This window comes from Lysinibacillus sp. LZ02, from assembly GCF_050613145.1.
In the GTDB taxonomy this organism is placed as follows: domain Bacteria; phylum Bacillota; class Bacilli; order Bacillales_A; family Planococcaceae; genus Lysinibacillus_B.
Genome location: NZ_CP192507.1, coordinates 1,305,674 through 1,324,233 on the forward strand (window position 1 = coordinate 1,305,674; position 18,560 = coordinate 1,324,233).

Consider the following 18,560-nt stretch of genomic DNA (forward strand, 5'->3'; position numbering starts at 1 on the left):
TTTATAATGAACATTTGTTTAAATTAGATGAAGAATTCAATTGTAAAAACACTTTCAGCTGCATAATCAGCCGAGAGTGTTTTTTGTGTTTATTCCTCAATTAATTCTAATAAATCGCTTATATCGCATTCCAGAGCTTTACACAATGCCCCTAATGTATCACGTTGATATTGTTTCGCTTCATCGTTATACATTTTACGGACTGTTTCGAAATTCACTCCTGACATTTCAGCACATTTTCGGATAGACATGTTTCTCTCATCTAAAATTTCTTTCAATCGAGACTTAGCGCGCGCAGCCACTCTTTCAACTCCTCCCATGTTACAAAATTACAAAATCACTTTATAGACATTATACTAAAAATTATAAAAAACTGACAGTAAAATATAGTTGACAGTTAAATGCAGTCGGTGTTATATTTATGACAGTTAAATGCAGTCAAAAACCTATCAACAGGTAGCGGTGAATGGACGAGAAATAAGCCGCACATTAGAAAGGAGATGAACAGCCGTGAAAAAGTCAGAAATCCTAATGGCAAAGCATGACAAACATAATGCTTATTATGACTTGAAGAAAGTTGAATATGAGCAGATGGAAAAGAATGTACGCTCGTTAAATCGCTTGGGGCGTTTGCTGGATTTAAACAACATGCTGATGGAGCTAACTGCTCTTATCAATGACGCGCTGCTGGATGAATTAGTAAAGTCTGAAAGTGTTGCATCAACTTCCACAGTGAAAGAGGTAGTCCATATTAAAGAAACAAATAGCAAATATTGCGCTGAATATGAACGTAATTTTGTTGCTAGCGAAGTGGTCCATTACACGTGGTACGAAAATAGATGTTTCTGTAGCAAGTGCAAGCAAATTATGAACATGCGTGTAATACCTGTAATACCTGTAATACCATCGTATCTGGATTGGCAGCCACGAAAGGTAGGGAGAAATCAATGAAAGAAATTCAATCAAACGGTGTATTCGGTTACTTACGTGAACACCAAACATTTTTATCTGTCGAAGAAATGGATGCAGCAGTAAAGGATCACATCTATACGCATTTCGACAAGCTGACATTAGCTGAACGTCGAACACTTTATACACTATCGCGCCACTCATTGAAGTATCCAGGTGCTTGCCATATTAAAGCAGATACGCTCGCAAATGAGATTGGCGTTACGACCAAAACAGTTTATCGAGCCATAAAGAAGTTAACTGAATTACACATTATCGAAAAAATTAGCAGCACACGTAAACATGGTATCAAGGGGGCATCTATCTATAGGATTCTCCCTAATGAAATGACACAGAATGTCTCAACAAGTCCTAACATGCATGTCTTATCATCTGTGTCCTATCAGCAACATACGCAAAACACGCAGTATATCAACGATTCACACATAAATTTAAAAACGCAATCTTTTAATTCTTTTAACGAAAATGTTTTTAATCATTCTTTCGTAAATTCGTGTAATACGTATTCGCCACAGGTCACACTCCAAGATAAGCTGGAGATCATCTACACGTCACAACCTGTGAAAGAACAACGTGATTTTGAAGTATTACTTCCCGTTGTATTTGGGAGCATGAAGCGATATAAAGGTACCCTTAGCCACATACAATTGGAGCAGGTGATGATTAGCTCAATGGAAGCATTAATACGTAAAAAAGATGTACGTAACGAATGTGCCATGTTATCACGTATTATTCAACGTCAAGTAGAACAAGCCACACAACCGACTTACAGGCCGATACAACAACGTGTAAGGGAGTTAGTTCCGCATTGGTTTGATAAGCGTAATGAGCAAATAATAGAGCCTGCAGCGGGTATTGATTATGAAGCAGAACGCGCTAAAGTATTAGCAAAATTAAATGCTTAGGGGGGGGAGATAATGCTAGTAAAAGTTAGTGAGTGGCGTGCTTTATCCACACGTAATAAAATGTTGCTACTGAAAGCAGTAGCGAACCAATAACTAGAAAAGAGGGAGAAATATATGCAGCAACAAATTCAACATACATTAAGAACAGTCGTTCAAGAAAATAGCCACAGTGTTTATAACTTATCAGCACAAATAATTCAATTAGAGGTTATACAAGGGGCAGTAGCAAAGTTAATGGAGCGAATTGACGAGATCACACATAAAGGGTGGGATAAAGACTGGGGTATGTCATATCTTGCAGTTAATGAAATACGAGATACAGTACGTTTGATTGATATGGGATTCCATCCTTTGTTTAAGGAAATGTCAGAAGGAGTTAATACCCTTAATATTCATGCCAATGAATTACACGAAACAGTAATAAAGGGAGAAGCAGAGCAATCAAGTAACGTAACTACCAAACTGGATATAAATAGTGTGGAAGGCTGGAACGCTTTTGCAATGGAAGGCAACATCAAAACATTTATCAAAGAGGTTGGCCGAGAGCCGGAAAGTTTTGAAGAAGTGTCAACGTATATAACCGAAAAGGTAGCAAAAGTGGTAGCTAAAAGCGAGGAAAATAAAAAAGCCGATGCGCCAACATCGACTAAAGAAATGAACTTGTAAATAGTATTTTAACACAAAGAAGGGACTTGCTCAATATTGAGCCGATGTTCTTATAAAGCACTTGCTGCGGCAGGTGTTTTTTTGTGGATATTTAAATAAAAGATTTTTAATATAGACAAAAGTTTGAAACTATCAAAGGAACGATATATAATAAAAAAAGAAACAATTTGAAACAAATGATGAAACGAAAAGGGGCGGCGTTATCATGGATAAACTAATTGATTCAAAACAACTGCAAGAATTATTCAAGATTTCAAGGACTACATTACACAGAATGGAAAAGGAAGGTCTGCCGTTTACTCAAATCGGGAAATCCAAACGTTACAATATTGAAGAAGTTAAAGTCTGGATAGACGATAGGCAACGTGGAATAGAGAACTTAGTGATTGGTGAAGTTTATCATAATCAGGAAATTGCCAAAGCCTTTAAGTGCTCTACGCAGGGAGGTATGAGACGATCACATTCAACGAATACGCTTGTTATATTTTCTGATCACACTAAAGGTATTTATGAAGATAAATGGATCATTAATAGTGAGGGAGAGGAAATACTTCTTTACACAGGAATGGGACAAGAAGGAGATCAGGATATAGAGTTTGGCCAAAATAAAACACTTAATGAATCTAGAACTAATGGTGTTCGAGTGTATTTATTCGAGGCGTTTAAATCAGGTGAACATGTATTTAAAGGGCAAGTAGAGCTTGTTCAAGATCCTTATACGGAGTTACAAGCAGGAAGAACTGTCTGGATGTTTCCGCTTCGTATTGTTGGGAATAAATATTTAATTCCAGAAGATTTATTAAAAGAGAAGGAACAGGAGAAGGTAAAAGAAGCTCAAAAATTGAACAATCAAGATCTATTTAATCGAGCTAAGAATGCGGATCGTCTTGGCCAACGATATACGACTTCTAAGACCTTTGATCGTGATCCATATGTTTCTGAATATGTAAAACGTCGAGCCAATGGTATTTGTGATCTTTGTGGAAATCCTGCCCCTTTTAATGACAAGAAAGGAAGGCCTTATTTAGAAAGTCATCATATTAAATGGTTAAGCAAAGGCGGAGAAGATACAATTTACAATACAGTTGCATTAGATCCTTCGTGTCATAAAAAAATGCATATTTTAGATTTAGAAGAAGATGTGAAAGAACTACTTGCTAAGAGTGATGAATATAAGTCTAAAGAGAATAATTGATTATCTCGTGAGGAAGCATTTACAAATTGTTAAATAGGTTATGAAGGCATCCACAAGAATTTTCGTGGGTGCTTTTCCTTTGTGATCGGCCAAATAAAAAGATCGAAGCAATAAGCCTCAATCTTCTATTTAAAATCTTGCCCCCGACAACGTATTTTAGGTAAACCGTATTCAAAACCGTATTCAAAGAATTTTACGATAACTAAAAAAGCCTTGACATCATTGGTATTATAGGCTTTTCTGCATTATTGGGCTATACTTTTCAACAGTGAAAACACGAATTTCATACAAATGTATGAGATATGAAAACCTTGTGAAATAAAGGTTTTGTCAATTGACAGATGTCAATGGGCTTCATTATAGCATATTTAACCATGTTCAAAAAAATATCTTTCAAGCTATTTCTCCAACAAGCTTATTCTAGCACCAAATGATAAATTATGAGACGAGAAATACAAAAAATTATATATGATTATCTATCCGAGCAAAAGCCCGCCGCATCCGGTCAAAAACACCCCGGCGCGAGTAAAAAACCTTGCCGTATCCCAGCAAAAGCCTGCCGTATGCGGTCAAAAAGCCACGGTATCCGAGCAAAAAGTCGCTGCATCCGGTCAAAACACCTCGGCACGAGCAAAATCTTGCCGTATCAAGTCAAAATTGAAGAAAACCCCCACTGATTGAAGTTTCACTTTATACTATAATGTAGCTGAGGTGATCACATGGGATAGCTGAAATAGTTACGGTTGTATTCATCATATTAAAGCTAACAGAAGTGATTGCGTGGTCGTGGTGGTTAGTCCTATTACCAGCAATCATTTCTTTTAGCGTGTATGCTATCATACTGGTGATAAAATTAGTCATAGTGATTATTACTGTAACCGCGATGAAAAAGCCTTAATATCCTTGATATCATAGGCTTTTTGCATGATTTAGTTATACTTTTTAACAGGTGTGTTGATTATAAAAATATCGGTAGGTAATTAGCACGATTTTTTAATGGAATGGTTGATAAAAGGCGCTTGCTCGTTGATTGGAGCGAAGGCGACTTGACTCCTGCAGGAGAAAGATCAAAGGCTAAAGTCGCCACGTCCTGTGGCAACGCCTTTGTGAGCAACATCATGTTGCCCCGAGTTGAAAATCCATTTATTTCGGCAATAGCCGAAATAAATTAGTTGAAGCCGTGCCTGCGGAAAGCGAGTCAGCCGTAGCGGAAATCAACGTATTCTACTGTTCTATTTAACAATAAAAGGTAAATCAACATGCTTGACTTTTTAACAATACATTACGAAAAAGAGGGATTTGCTTTGATTTTACAACAAATTCTTTTGCATATTTTTCATAAATTGAATAACGAACGGACGATCAATGCGGGCTACCATTTGCTTCGTGGAAAGCGTTCAGGTCAGACGATTCAAGATGTCGGGATTTTTAAGTTGTATCCGTATTTTGGCTTGTTAAGAAAGCTATCTCGTCAAACATTTGAGCAAGAAGTGCAACTATTACGAGATAACGGTTACATAATGGTAGAAGAAAATGATTATTTTACGTTAACGGCAGCAGGTGAGGAACAGGGAAGTCAATTACAGCTTCCGTATTTTGACGGCTGGCATTACCGCGGAAATGAGCATACTTTTTTCGCGCGGCTATCGCTCATTGTCCAAAGCTTGTCTAACCAATCTGCCTGCATTCTAGCTTTTATACCCGTACAACGAGACGAACAAATTCAAGCGTGGTGTCGTCAATTTTTACGGGATGTTAAGTATCAGTCCACTGCGATCCAGCAGCCCCTTTATGAAGAAATCATCAGTAGCTTAGAGCAGTCAACGATGTCTACTTTACAGAAAGAGTTACTGATGAACCGTTTAACGGGTGTTGGGGTAATCGGTATACCGTGGCAGCAACTGAGCTTTGAATATCAGATGCCCGAGTTAGATTGTCAACTGCAATTTGTGAGTGGGCTTCATCGCTGGCTTGATGCAATAAACCGTGATGGAACGCGCTGGCCGTACTTATCGAAATTGGCAGAACAGATTCGCATTGAAAATGTATTGACTGAATCAGCGTATCAAACGGCACAGCTCTATCATCAGGGCTATCCGATCGAGCAAATTTGTATTATGAGACGTTTAAAACAGAGCACCATTGAGGATCATTTAGTTGAGTTAGCGATGAATGAGCCAACGTTTGATATTACCTCATTTGTGACAATTGAAGAGCAACGACAAGTGCATAGTATGGTGGAAGATTATGCGACGCGAAAATTAAAAGTATTACATACAGTACTACCACATTTAACGTATTTTCAAATTCGCTTAGCTCTTGCGAAAGGGGAGGTGTAGTGTGTGTTAGAACAAACATTACAACAAGTTTTTGGCTACGATACATTTCGACCCGGGCAGAAGGAAGTTATTGAGCAGTTACTCGAAGGACGTGACTGTATCGCCTTGTTACCGACAGGGATGGGGAAATCTTTATGTTACCAGCTACCAGGCTATCTGTTTGAAAAAACAGTGCTTATTGTGTCACCGCTGCTTTCTTTAATGCAGGACCAAGTCGATCAGTTAAAGCAACGCGGTGAAAAGCGGGTTGTGGCGTTAAATTCTTTCCTATCGCCAAATGAAAAGGCATACGCGCTCCATTTTTTACATGAATATCGTTTTATTTTTACATCCCCTGAAATGCTCACACAGCAGCCCGTTCGTGAGCGTTTAATGGAGATGGATTTGTCACTTATTGTGGCGGATGAGGCTCATTGTATCTCGCAATGGGGGTTTGACTTTAGACCGGATTATTTACGGATAGGTGAAATTTTGCGGCCTAATCGTCCACCGATTTTAGCATTAACAGCAACAGCGACAGATTCGGTATTAGCCGATATTAAAACGTATTTACACATGAAAGAGCCGTATCAATTTATCCATCATGTAGACCGGGAAAATATTAAACTTGCCAAATATACATTTTCTCTAAAAGAAGAGAAGCAACATTGGATTTTACAGCACGTCACAAGTACAAAAGGCCCAGGTATTATTTATATGCCATCCCGAAAAAAATGTGATGAATTCAGTCAACTATTAATTGAGCGAGGCATTTCTGCAGTAAGCTACCACGCTGGGAAAGAAGTGGATGATCGGCAATTTATTCAGCAGCAGTTTATTCAAGGGGATGTAGAGTGGATTGTAGCAACCAATGCATTTGGCATGGGGGTACATAAGCACAATATTCGACAAGTAATTCATGAGTCCATGCCAGCGAATGTATCGAACTATATGCAAGAAATAGGACGCGCAGGACGCGATGGGGAAGACGCGTTAGCCATCTTACTCTATGCAGAAGGAGACGAGCATTACGCGCATTATGTGGCGATTGAAGATTTACCAAAGTATGCCCATGTGGATGCATATGTTCAACGTGTGCAACTGCAAGAAAATCCTAAAATAATGCTCGAAACAGGCGAAATATCAGAAACGGCCTACCGCGTGTTGGCGTATTGGATGCAGCAGGAAGCACCGCAAGCTGTCAAAAAACGACTAGCTCAAATGGAAGCTGAAAAATATCAGGCGGTGCAAGAAATGCTTCAAATCATTGATACATCTAACTGTATGCGCTATCAGCTCGTTCAGTATTTTGGACAAAAACTGACCGCTGTACACGCCATTTGCTGCAGCAATTGTGGCTTTAATGTCGCCGATGTAACGGAATCTCGTGAATTGCTTCAACATAGAAAAACAATGCATTGGGAAGAACGTTTGCGAAAATTGTTGTTTGGGCGTAACTGAAACGATTTCGACCGTTTACTTTTCTCGTAAATTTCGTCATAATATGAAATAGATAGCGAAGTTTGGAGGGTGTGCAAATGACAAAAGAGGACTATCGCGAAAAAATCGAAGAAGATCGTCAAGAAATTGAGCTCGAAACGACTAAATCTAGAATGTCTCGCTCAAAAGGTAAAGTAAAAAAGCGTAAAAGCCCACTTATGCCTACTTTACTTGTCATCTTCATATTTATTCCGTTATTAGTGCTTATTTATACGCAATTTATTTATGAACCTACTAGTCCAGTAGAAACAGTAGAACAAGCAAATGATGTTGTACAAGTGGAAAAAAATGAACCGCCAGTAGTAGCTGAAGCAGCAGATGATGAGGAAGATGAAGGCGAGAAAAAAGACGGGAAAGCAACTTCTGAAAAACTAGATGATTTATCGGAAGAGCAGAAAAAAGAATTAGCAGCAGCTCAAGCATCAGCAGCGGCTGAGGCAGCAAAAGTGGCCGAAGAAAAAGCAGCAGCTGAGCAAAAGGCAAAGGAAGAAGCAAAAAAGAAAGCCGAGGAAGAGGCTAAGCGTCAAGCAGAGGAAGCTGCGAAATCGAAAAAAACGCATACAGTCCAATCAAATGAGACATTATACCGTATCGCGATGAATTATTATAATGATCCAAGTGCAGTGGAAAAAATCAAACAAGCAAACGGTTTAAATTCAGAATCCATTTATGTTGGACAAACACTTGTTTTACCGTAAAATAATATGATATGTGTACATAAAGTACAATATGGAAAAAGACGGACCCATGTCAATGGAGTCGTCTTTTTCTAATGAATGGGAGGAAGCTAGATGACCTGGATGTATGTCGTGTTTTGCATCTTGCTTCTTTTTGTGCTCTATATGGTAAAAGAAGCACATGAAAATAATATTCGCACACATACGGTGCAAGCTACAGGGAATGAAGATCAATTTGCTGTGTTCTTTATTTCGGATGTCCACAATCGGCGGATGTCCACGCATATGCTGCAACAAATAAAGTCGGTAGAAGCTGTCATTATTGGTGGAGATTTTGCAGATAAACGTGTGCCACTAAAGCAGATAAAGGAAAACTTACAAAAGCTTAGGAAGCTCGGACCCATCTACTTTATTTGGGGAAATAACGACCGAGAAGTAGGAGAAGAGCAGTTCCGGGCATTATTGGCTCAGTATGATGTAACCGTTGTGGAAAATGATGCTGTTTTGTTGCCAAACAGGGCAAATTCGACATGGATTAGTGCAATTGACGATACATCGACACGTGCTTATAGTTTTGAAAAGGCTCTTGAAAAATGTCAGGACGGAGATATTACGCTGTTTGTTTCACATAACCCCCAAGTATTTTATAAAGCGTATCCGTTGCATAAACCAACATTAATGATGGGTGGACATTTACACGGTGGACAAATTCGATTAGGGTCATTTGGTGTGCATCCACACGGCTCATTTTCTATACGAAAGGGTGTACCTACTTTAGTGAGTAATGGGTACGGGACAACGCTTATGCCTCTTCGTTTGATGGCCAAACCAGAGTGTCATATCATTACGATCACATGCCAAAAAGCTGATTGCATATAATGCGACAGCTTTTTTAGATAGGAAAGATACGTATCCGCGAAGGTGTGTCTTTCTGAAAGCATTAGGACGGTATTAAGTACTTAACAATTCGTGCATTGGAGGACTGTATGAAGGAATAAGGAAACTTGTTGAAACGAGCGGAAATTTTGTGACAAGGGTTCTGTTAAACAGACAAATCGTCGAATAGGCTCGAAATAGGGAAGGAAAAGCGGTACACTAAGAGTAATTGGATTTTTAGAAGGAAGGTTTTACTCATGGAAAAAGTAGATGCAATTATTGTCGGTGGAGGCCCATGTGGATTATCGGCAGCAATTGAGCTTCAAAAAATAGGATTAAAGCCAATTGTCATTGAAAAAGGGAATATTGTTAATGCATTATACCATTACCCGACACACCAAATATTTTTTAGTACAAGTGAAAAATTAGCGATTGGCGATGTGCCATTTATTATAGAGGAGCGCAAACCGCGCCGAAATCAGGCGCTTGTGTACTATCGTGAAGTAGTAAAAGCGAAAAATATCCAAGTAAATCGCTTTGAAAAAGTAAATCGTGTAGACAAAAAAGATAGCCAATTTATTGTTTCTACGACAAAAGGTCAATATGAAACGCCTTATGTAGTCATTGCGACAGGTTATTACGATCATCCGAATTATATCGGTATTCCGGGCGAGGATTTGCCGAAAGTGCATCATTATTTCAAAGAAGCGCATGCATTTTTTGATACGGATGTGGTCGTAATTGGGGGCAAAAATTCAGCTGTTGATGCAGCGTTAGAGTTGAACAAAGCAAGTGCCCGTGTGACGGTTGTGTACCGAGGAAGTGAGTATTCACCTAGCGTCAAACCATGGATTTTACCAGAGTTTGATGCGTGTGTTCGCAATGGGGAAATTACAATGCACTTTGAAAGTCATGTCGCAGAAATTTATGAAGATAAGGTCGTCATTGACGTACAAGGTGAGAAGAAAATAGTGAAAAATGACTTTGTCTTTGCGATGACAGGCTATCATCCGGATCATGATTTTATTCGTGAAATGGGTGTGAACATCGATGAAGAAACGGGACGCCCATACTTTAACCCTGAAACGATGGAAACAAATGTAGAGAACTTGTTTATTGCTGGCGTCATTGCAGCAGGGAACAATGCCAATGAAATCTTTATCGAAAACGGTCGCTTCCATGGTGACCTCATTGCCAATAAAATTAACGGATAAATAAAGTCGTGGATGCTACAACATAGAGCATCCACCACTTTATGTTAAATTGCGCTAAAATGATGTCAAAAATCGTAATGTCTTTTAGGCAAAAAAGAGTTTTAAGTCAATCGGTGTATGGGCTTGATTGATGCCGATTAAGAGCTTCAAACGGGCTTTTTGTCCATTAATACCGTTTGCAAAAATGACACCAGCATCTTCTAATTGTTTACCGCCGCCTTCATATCCGTAGATTCCTTCTGCAATCCCGTTAAAGCATCTCGAAACGAGGACGACTGGGATTTGCTGTGCTAATAGTTTTTTAATCGTATTCGCCACAGCTGGTGGCACATTTCCTTGGCCTAAACCTTCAAGTACTAACCCGTCGTATCCCGCTGTATGAATCGCTTCAATAAGATCAGCTTCCATCCCAGCGTACACCTTTAATAATGCAACACGCTTTTTCATAGTCTCTAATGGTACATATTGCCTTCTAACGGGCTGCTGCTGGATATGAATTGCTTTTTTTGTTACTAATCCAATCGGACCGTATTGTGGACTTTGGAATGTATTGACACTAGAGGTTGACGTTTTCGTAATATTAAACGCTTGATGGATTTCGTCATTCATGACAACGAGCACACCTTTTTTACGTGCCTTTTCATCACAGGCGACACGTACGGCTTCCACTAAGTTATAAACACCATCTGCCCCGAGTTCATTTGAAGAACGCATCGCTCCTGTTAATACAATGGGAAAGTCAAAATTCGTCGTTAAATCTAAAAAGTATGCCGTTTCTTCTAACGTATCTGTCCCGTGTGTTATCACAACACCGTCAATTTTATAGAGCTGTGTTTGTGCTATAATTACATTACGTAATGCTAACATTTCAGTGGGCGTAATATGTGGGGAAGGTAAATTAAATGCTTCCACCTCGATGATATGTGCGTAGCTTGACAATGTTTCCTTTGCATCAACAATCGGGTTTCGTTCGTTTGGCAAGACGGCACCTTCTGGACTCATTTGCATTGAAATGGTCCCACCTGTATGAATTAATAAAATATTTTTTTTCATCAGAAAACCTCCTGTTTGCACTTTCTTGCAACTGTTTTTGTTATAATAGGAAAGATGAATTTGTTTCGAATGTAAGGAGGTAGTGACATGTTCATATTGTTATCGGCTGCGATTGCACCAGGTCTAGCACTCCTGAGTTATTTTTATTTGCGCAATCAAATGTCTACAGAACCAAGACGCACACTCCTACACTCATTTATATATGGTGCGCTCATAACATTCCCTATCATGTTCATTCAATTTGTACTTGCGGAAGAGCAAACGTTTTCAAGTGTATTTTTTACAACCGTTGTATTTACAAGTGCAATTGAAGAGTTTTTTAAATGGCTTGTCATTTTTACAGCTATTTTGCGCCACGTGGAATTTGACGATCCATATGATGGCATATTATATGGTGCTGCCGTTTCATTAGGATTTGCGACAGTAGAAAACATTTTATATTTACTATCATTTGGTATTGACAAAGCGTTTCTTCGCGCCTTGTTACCTGTATCGAGTCATGCGCTATTCGGTGTTGTGATGGGCTATTATTTTGGTAAAAGTAAATTTTCAAAAGATGATAAGCAAATCGAATATTTACTTCTTGCACTCATCGCACCTATGATACTGCATTTTAGTTATAACACAATTTTAACGCTTAAAGGCAATCTTATGTACCTAGTAGTACCGTTCATGTTATTTTTATGGTGGTTTGGTCTAAGGAAAGTGAAATTGGCCCATCGCCATTTAGTAGTGCATTTATATGAAAATAATAAAATGTAACTAGCTTTTGTTAACAAAATTCGTTAGCAAAAGCTTTTTTTTGTGTATAAAATGTTTCTCCTTTTACATCCTACCTAGAAAAGGAGTGATATATGGATGATGAAAAAATGGTTATTCATTTTAATATTATGTTTTGGTGTAGTACCGATACAAACGAATGCCTTTTCGTCACAAGTTGTAGAACGTGGTGCATTTGGTGACGATGTAATTGAATTGCAGGCGAGGTTGCAATATATAGGGTACTATAAAGGGAAAATTGATGGGATTTTTGGCTATGGTACGTACTGGGCATTGCGCAATTTTCAACAAGACTACGGTTTAAAAGTAGACGGTCTTGCCGGTTCAGAAACAAAAAAAGTACTGACAAATAACTCGAAATATTATCAAGCATTTGTACAGGAACAAATTAATAAAGGGACGAGGTTCACCCATTATGGTGGCATTCCACTGGAGCAACAAGTGCAACAAGGAACGAAAAATAGTCAAGTTCAATTGCCCAATAAATACTCGGAGCAAGATTTACAACTCATGGCGAATGCCGTTTATGGTGAATCGCGAGGTGAACCGTATGAAGGACAGGTGGCAGTAGCTGCGGTTATTTTAAACAGGCTGGAATCAGATGAATTTCCAAACAATATTTCAGATATTATCTTCCAACCGCGTGCCTTTACAGCGGTAGCGGATGGTCAAATTTGGTTAACGCCAAATGATCGAGCTAAACAAGCGGTGTTAGATGCAATGAATGGTTGGGACCCTTCAGAAAATGCGCTCTATTATTTCAACCCAGAGACAGCGACGAGTGCATGGATTTGGACACGACCTCAAATCAAACAAATCGGCGAACATATTTTTTGCTATTAGAGGTGTAATATGAAAAATACATTATATTTATTAGGCATTTTGTCCTTTGCTTTAGTGCTGTATACGATTCATCTTTCACAAGAGAATGGGGAATTAAAACAAGCGGTCCATGCGCAATATACAAGTGAATTAGCAAGTGCGTCAGAAAAATTAAATAACCTATCTAAGACGGTGTTGCAAGCACAATTATTTCAAGATGAACAAGCGCGTTCAGAAGAAATGGATTCCATTTGGCGATTAAGTAATGAGTTGCGTAATTCCATTACCAAACTGCCGATTCAATCCGAAGTAGCAAGTGAGCTTTTGAGTTATTTAGGTAAAATGGGTGAGCAAGCGAAGCGAGGGACCGAAGCAGATTGGGAAGGTATTTCGCAAAATATGAAAATGTTATCTGAAGACTGGACTGTAGCAACAGCTCGCTATTTTGCAGCAGACAGTGATTATAATACATGGCAAGATCATTTACTTGATGAAGTCAATTCGCCATTTAAGCAAGTTTCTACTACTGTGAAAAGTTACCGTGAAGCGAACTTCCCTATTACCGCTAGTGAGTCAGATTATCAGAAAAAACGCGAACTAGCACATATAACAGATAAAGACGTGACAAAAGAACAAGCCGTGAATAGAGTACGGGAGTTATTTCCAACGATAGATGGTGCGACGCTTACTGTATCCATGAATGCAGACGATGCTGCCTATCCGTTCTATCATATTCAATTTGTGCGAGGCTCTCGACTTGGTTACGCGGATGTAACAAAAAAAGGTGGGCATTTGCTGTCCTTCTTATTGGAGCGTCCAGTTAATGAGCAAAATATTAGTCAACAACAAGCACGTGATACGGCAATCCAATTTTTGAAACAAGCAGGTTTTACGGATGTTGTTTATACGGAAGCACGCGAAAATCATGAAGCATGGCATTTCGTATTTACACGACAAGCGGGCGATGCACTTGTCTACCCAGATAGTATCCAATTGAAAATTGCGAAAGACAATGGCGAAGTGTTAGGGGCTAACACAATGGAATATATACAAAAGGAAACAATTCCAGATACAAAGCCTACTCCTTTAAATGCAGATGAATATTTTACGGATAGAGTGACTGTTGAGGATACAAAACTAGTTTATACCGAAAATGCGGGATATGAATTAGTTCTTTGCTATGAAATGACGGTGCGGGTTAATAATGATACAAATGATACATTCCGTGTATTAATCGATGCAAATACACATGATGTTATCCAAACAGAGAAATTAATCTAATGAAACATTGTCTCACCTTATAGAAAAAATTTCAAATTCGTGCCATAATAGGGGTATTATTTGTGATTTGAGGGGTTAGACATGGAACTTAAAATTGGCACGATGTTAATATTAGAACCAACTTATACCGAACGCGTAGAGAAATTTCGTTGTAAAGTGTTAGAGCAAAAAGATGGTGTTATTTACATCGATTATCCTGTGAATACGATTACGAAGAAGACGGCTTTTTTAATAGACGGTGCACAGTTTCGAGTGACATTTAATAATGAGGTAAAACAAAGCTTTGCGTTTAATACGGAAGTATTAGGGCGTAAAGCGGGAAATATCCCCATGATTATGTTAGCCTATCCACAAGATGAAGACGTTATTAAAATTCAACGTCGTGAATATGTACGTGTCGACACACCTGTGGATATTGCAGTGGAGTATGATGGGGTTTTCACGCAATTCATTGCGGCAGATATTAGTGCGGGTGGCGTGTTATTAAATTTACGAGAAGCCGTTAACTTTAACGATGGTGATACGGTTCGCTTAACGATTGTATTGCCGTATACGAGTGGGGAAATTCGTTATGTACAGACGGATGCACTAGTTGTACGTATTTTTGAGCGGGATGAACGGACATTTGCCTCAATGCAATTTACAGATACGGATGATCTTGATAAACAGTATGTTGTACGCTTCTGTTTCGAACGACAACTGCAAATTCGTAAAAAAGAATTGAATGAAATCCTGTAGTCACCAGCAATGGTGGCTTTCTTTTTTTTAGAAAAAAAGGTTGTTTTAGTTCATAGCCCTTTCGTTAATGATGTACGTACAACTAGAGTGGGAATGCATAAAATTTTATATGAATATGGTACAATGGTGGAGGAAAGTAGGGATTATACTGATGGCTAAGAAAATTCAAATTGCAATTGATGGTCCAGCAGGAGCTGGTAAAAGTACAATCGCGAAAATTGTCGCAGAAAATTTAGGATTTACATACATTGACACAGGGGCAATGTATCGCGCAGTAACGTATAAAGCCATAGAGACAGGCATACAATTAGAAGACGCAGTAACATTAGAAGAAATGCTTCGTGAAACGGAAATTAAATTACAACCTTCAAATGAAGGACAACTTGTATTTGTGGATGGTAACGATGTGTCAGCTGCCATTCGTTCGAACGAAGTAACAGCTCATGTTTCACAAGTGGCAGCGCATGCTAATATTCGTGAGATTTTAGTAGGAATGCAAAAACAATTGGCTGCTGCGGGTGGTGTCGTAATGGATGGCCGTGATATTGGAACGCATGTATTACCAGCTGCTGAATTAAAAATCTTCATGTCTGCTTCAGTGGAAGAGCGTGCTCGACGTCGTCATTTAGATAACGAAAAACGCGGTATCTCATCATCGATCGAAAAACTGAAAGAAGAAATTGCGCTTCGAGATAAAATGGACAGTGAACGAGAAGCTTCGCCACTAATTCAAGCAAAAGATGCTATATTTTTAGATACGACATCGTTAACGATTGACGAGGCTGCTACGGCTATTTTAAGCTTAGCAAAAGAAAAAATGGTGTAATTACCAGTTCGATTACATGAAATTTCTGAAAACAAAGGGAAAATTTTTGTTTTTATGATTGTTTTCGAATAAAATAAGAATGGAAGATGCAAAGGAGGGTTACATATGTCTGAAGAAATGAACTTAGGTGTAGATGAAGGATTTCAAGAAGGAGATATTGTAAAGGGTGTTGCTGAGCAAGTAGATGAAAAATCAGTAACAGTCTCAATAGAAGGTGCTCCATTTGATGGAATCATCCCTATTAGCGAACTATCAAGCTTGCACATCGAAAAAGCTTCTGACATCGTATCAGTAGGTGATACGCTTGAACTAATAATTACGAAAGTTGAAGAGGAAAACTACGTGTTATCGAAACGTAAAGTAGATGCTTTACGTGCGTGGGATGACCTTATTCAGAAGTTTGAATCGGGTGAAGTGTTCGAGGCAGAAGTGAAAGATGTAGTGAAAGGCGGCTTAGTCGTTGATTTAGGCGTGCGTGGCTTCGTTCCTGCATCATTAGTAGAAGATTATTTTGTAGAAGATTTTGAAGATTATAAAGGTAAAAAGATGAGCTTCAAAATTACAGAGCTTGATAAAGAAAAAGGACGTTTAATCCTATCTCACCGTGCAGTAGTAGAAGAGGAAAAAGCGTCGAAGAAACGACAAGTCATTGATTCAGTTAAAGAAGGCGATGTGCTACAAGGGAAAGTTCAACGTTTAGCAAGCTTTGGTGCTTTCGTTGACTTAGGTGGCATTGATGGCTTAGTGCATATTTCACAAGTAGCCCATGAGCATGTAGAGGATGTATCCACTGTATTATCAGAAGGGCAAGAAGTGAAAGTAAAAGTGCTGTCAGTTGACCGCAACAATGAGCGTATTGCTTTATCGATTAAAGAAACAATCCCGGGCCCTTGGTCTGGTATTGAAGAGAAAGCGAAAAAAGGGTCTGTTTTAACAGGGAAAGTAAAACGTTTAGTAACGTTTGGTGCCTTTGTAGAAGTATTCCCTGGTATTGAGGGACTTGTGCACATTTCGCAAATTTCACACAAGCATATTAACACACCTCACGAAGCCTTAAAAGAAGGGCAAGAGGTACAAGTGAAAGTACTTGATGTGAATGAAGCGGAAAAACGCTTATCACTCAATATTAAGGACTTACAAGCAGACGCAGAAAAAGAAGAAGCGTTCGACTATGAATTACCAACAGAAAATACTGGTTTTTCATTTAGTGATGTAATTGGTGATCAGTTAAAGAAATTTACACAAAAATAATACTGTGAAAATAAGACGGGCTATTTGCTCGTCTTATTTTTATGACGTTGAATATGTGTTTAGAGGCACTTTCACCGTTTTGAATGTTATGAAAACATGCTATAGTGTGAAGATTGGTGTATAATACAAAATCGAGAAGAAGTTTGGAAGGATGATAACAGATGACAAAACCAGTAATCGCCATCGTTGGTCGTCCGAACGTAGGTAAATCGACAATTTTCAACCGTATTGTTGGAGAACGTGTATCGATCGTGGAAGATATTCCAGGTGTGACACGTGACCGTATTTATAGTTCGGCAGATTGGTTAGCACATGAATTTAATATTATTGATACAGGTGGAATTGAAATTGGTGACGAGCCGTTTTTAGAGCAAATCCGCCAGCAAGCTGAAATTGCTATTGATGAGGCAGATGTCATTATCTTTATGACAAATGGTCGTGAAGGTGTGACAGCAGCAGATGAGCAAGTGGCAAAAATTTTATATAAGACAAAAAAACCAGTTGTACTAGCTGTCAACAAAATCGATAACCCGGATATGCGTGAAATGATTTATGATTTTTATTCCCTAGGATTTGGGGAGCCATTTCCAATCTCAGGTTCACACGGCATTGGATTAGGGGACTTACTTGACGAATGTGCAAAGCATTTCCCGAAAGAAGATGAAAATCAATACGACGAAGATGTCATTAAGTTCTCGTTAATCGGTCGTCCAAATGTAGGGAAATCTTCATTAGTGAATGCTTTCCTCGGACAAGAGCGTGTAATTGTATCGAATATTGCCGGTACAACGCGTGATGCGATTGATACACCGTACACGTATGAAGAGCAAGATTACGTGATTATTGATACAGCAGGTATGCGTAAAAAAGGGAAAGTGTACGAGTCCACAGAGAAATATTCTGTACTACGTGCGCTACGTGCAATTGAGCGCTCCGATGTTGTATTAGTTGTCTTGAATGCGGATGAAGGCATTCAAGAACAAGATAAAAAAATCGCTGGCTATGCGCACGAGGCAGGGAAGGCGATCGTTATCGTTGTAAACAAGTGGGATGCCGTTGAAAAAGATGAGAAGACAATGAACTTCTATACACAACAAATTCGTGAGCATTTCCTATTTTTAGATTATGCACCGATTGTTTTTGTATCAGCGAAAACAAAACAACGTGTACATCAAATTTTACCGATTATCCAACGTGTAAGTGAAAATCATGCAATGCGTATTCAATCATCGATCTTAAATGAAGTGATTGAGGATGCAGTAGCGAGAAATCCGGCACCAGCAGATAAAGGTCGCCGCTTACGCTTATATTACACGACACAAGTCGCTATTAAGCCGCCAACGTTTGTTGTATTCGTCAATGATCCAGAGTTAATGCACTTCTCTTATGAGCGTTTCTTAGAGAATCGTATTCGTGAAACGTTTGATTTCGAAGGGACACCAATTCGTTTAATTACACGTGCACGTGATTAATTCGATAAAGGGGATAG

Annotated in this window: 18 protein-coding genes; 16 read left to right on the forward strand and 2 right to left on the reverse strand. The window is 38.8% G+C overall.

The features are described 5' to 3' along the window. Nucleotides 1–89 precede the first annotated feature (89 nt). Complete coding sequence (locus tag ACQQ2I_RS06025; protein WP_431029662.1) at nucleotides 90–302, reverse strand: helix-turn-helix domain-containing protein; 213 nt, start codon at nucleotides 300–302, stop codon at nucleotides 90–92. 208 nt (nucleotides 303–510) lie between these two features. Here ACQQ2I_RS06025 and ACQQ2I_RS06030 point away from each other — a divergent pair, with 208 nt between their 5' ends. The 9 genes from ACQQ2I_RS06030 to ACQQ2I_RS06070 all read left to right on the forward strand — a co-directional run bounded on the left by ACQQ2I_RS06030 (nucleotide 511) and on the right by ACQQ2I_RS06070 (nucleotide 10,320). Continuing rightward, nucleotides 511–951 (forward strand): hypothetical protein, encoded by a 441-nt coding sequence (locus ACQQ2I_RS06030; RefSeq protein WP_431029663.1) that lies wholly within the window; start codon nucleotides 511–513, stop codon nucleotides 949–951. Beyond that, nucleotides 948–1,874, forward strand: coding sequence for an HTH domain-containing protein (locus ACQQ2I_RS06035; protein ID WP_431029664.1), 927 nt, complete (start codon nucleotides 948–950; stop codon nucleotides 1,872–1,874). Before ACQQ2I_RS06030 ends, ACQQ2I_RS06035 begins: the two co-directional genes overlap by 4 nt. Nucleotides 1,875–1,988: 114 nt before the next feature. Then, a complete protein-coding gene (locus ACQQ2I_RS06040) occupies nucleotides 1,989–2,540 on the forward strand; it encodes a hypothetical protein (protein WP_431029665.1) in 552 nt (183 codons plus the stop codon). A 205-nt stretch (nucleotides 2,541–2,745) separates the two neighbouring features. Next, a complete protein-coding gene (locus ACQQ2I_RS06045) occupies nucleotides 2,746–3,735 on the forward strand; it encodes an HNH endonuclease (protein ID WP_431029666.1) in 990 nt (329 codons plus the stop codon). Nucleotides 3,736–5,039: 1,304 nt separating this feature from the next. Further along, a complete protein-coding gene (locus ACQQ2I_RS06050; RefSeq protein WP_431029667.1) occupies nucleotides 5,040–6,074 on the forward strand; it encodes a helix-turn-helix domain-containing protein in 1,035 nt (344 codons plus the stop codon). Between the two features lie 3 nt (nucleotides 6,075–6,077). Next, nucleotides 6,078–7,514 carry a RecQ family ATP-dependent DNA helicase gene (locus ACQQ2I_RS06055; RefSeq protein ID WP_431029668.1) on the forward strand — a complete coding sequence of 479 codons (1,437 nt, stop codon included), beginning with the start codon at nucleotides 6,078–6,080 and terminating at the stop codon, nucleotides 7,512–7,514. Nucleotides 7,515–7,591: 77 nt separating this feature from the next. After that, entirely contained in the window at nucleotides 7,592–8,251 is a 660-nt protein-coding gene (locus ACQQ2I_RS06060) for a LysM peptidoglycan-binding domain-containing protein (protein ID WP_431029669.1), read from the forward strand. Between the two features lie 93 nt (nucleotides 8,252–8,344). Next, nucleotides 8,345–9,109, forward strand: a complete 765-nt coding sequence (locus ACQQ2I_RS06065) for a metallophosphoesterase (protein WP_431029670.1) — start codon at nucleotides 8,345–8,347, stop codon at nucleotides 9,107–9,109. A 254-nt stretch (nucleotides 9,110–9,363) separates the two neighbouring features. Continuing rightward, nucleotides 9,364–10,320 (forward strand): YpdA family putative bacillithiol disulfide reductase, encoded by a 957-nt coding sequence (locus tag ACQQ2I_RS06070; protein WP_431029671.1) that lies wholly within the window; start codon nucleotides 9,364–9,366, stop codon nucleotides 10,318–10,320. Nucleotides 10,321–10,404: 84 nt separating this feature from the next. Here the strand turns inward: ACQQ2I_RS06070 and ACQQ2I_RS06075 are convergent, their stop codons facing one another. Beyond that, complete coding sequence (locus ACQQ2I_RS06075) at nucleotides 10,405–11,373, reverse strand: asparaginase (protein ID WP_431029672.1); 969 nt, start codon at nucleotides 11,371–11,373, stop codon at nucleotides 10,405–10,407. An 87-nt stretch (nucleotides 11,374–11,460) separates the two neighbouring features. Here ACQQ2I_RS06075 and prsW point away from each other — a divergent pair, with 87 nt between their 5' ends. The 7 genes from prsW to der all read left to right on the forward strand — a co-directional run bounded on the left by prsW (nucleotide 11,461) and on the right by der (nucleotide 18,543). Next, nucleotides 11,461–12,135 carry a glutamic-type intramembrane protease PrsW gene (gene prsW, locus ACQQ2I_RS06080; RefSeq protein ID WP_431029673.1) on the forward strand — a complete coding sequence of 225 codons (675 nt, stop codon included), beginning with the start codon at nucleotides 11,461–11,463 and terminating at the stop codon, nucleotides 12,133–12,135. 96 nt (nucleotides 12,136–12,231) lie between these two features. Then, complete coding sequence (sleB, locus tag ACQQ2I_RS06085; protein WP_431029674.1) at nucleotides 12,232–12,996, forward strand: spore cortex-lytic enzyme; 765 nt, start codon at nucleotides 12,232–12,234, stop codon at nucleotides 12,994–12,996. Between the two features lie 9 nt (nucleotides 12,997–13,005). After that, nucleotides 13,006–14,256 (forward strand): PepSY1/2 domain-containing protein, encoded by a 1,251-nt coding sequence (locus ACQQ2I_RS06090; protein WP_431029675.1) that lies wholly within the window; start codon nucleotides 13,006–13,008, stop codon nucleotides 14,254–14,256. 81 nt (nucleotides 14,257–14,337) lie between these two features. Continuing rightward, nucleotides 14,338–14,994: a flagellar brake protein gene (locus tag ACQQ2I_RS06095; protein WP_431029676.1), complete on the forward strand. Its 657-nt coding sequence runs from the start codon at nucleotides 14,338–14,340 to the stop codon at nucleotides 14,992–14,994. Between the two features lie 151 nt (nucleotides 14,995–15,145). Then, nucleotides 15,146–15,820 (forward strand): (d)CMP kinase, encoded by a 675-nt coding sequence (gene cmk / locus ACQQ2I_RS06100; RefSeq protein ID WP_431029677.1) that lies wholly within the window; start codon nucleotides 15,146–15,148, stop codon nucleotides 15,818–15,820. Between the two features lie 105 nt (nucleotides 15,821–15,925). Then, nucleotides 15,926–17,071, forward strand: coding sequence for a 30S ribosomal protein S1 (gene rpsA / locus ACQQ2I_RS06105; protein ID WP_431029678.1), 1,146 nt, complete (start codon nucleotides 15,926–15,928; stop codon nucleotides 17,069–17,071). Nucleotides 17,072–17,232: 161 nt separating this feature from the next. After that, the gene (gene der, locus ACQQ2I_RS06110) at nucleotides 17,233–18,543 is read left to right on the forward strand and encodes a ribosome biogenesis GTPase Der (protein ID WP_431029679.1); all 1,311 of its coding nucleotides are present in this window, start codon (nucleotides 17,233–17,235) and stop codon (nucleotides 18,541–18,543) included. Nucleotides 18,544–18,560: the final 17 nt, after the last annotated feature.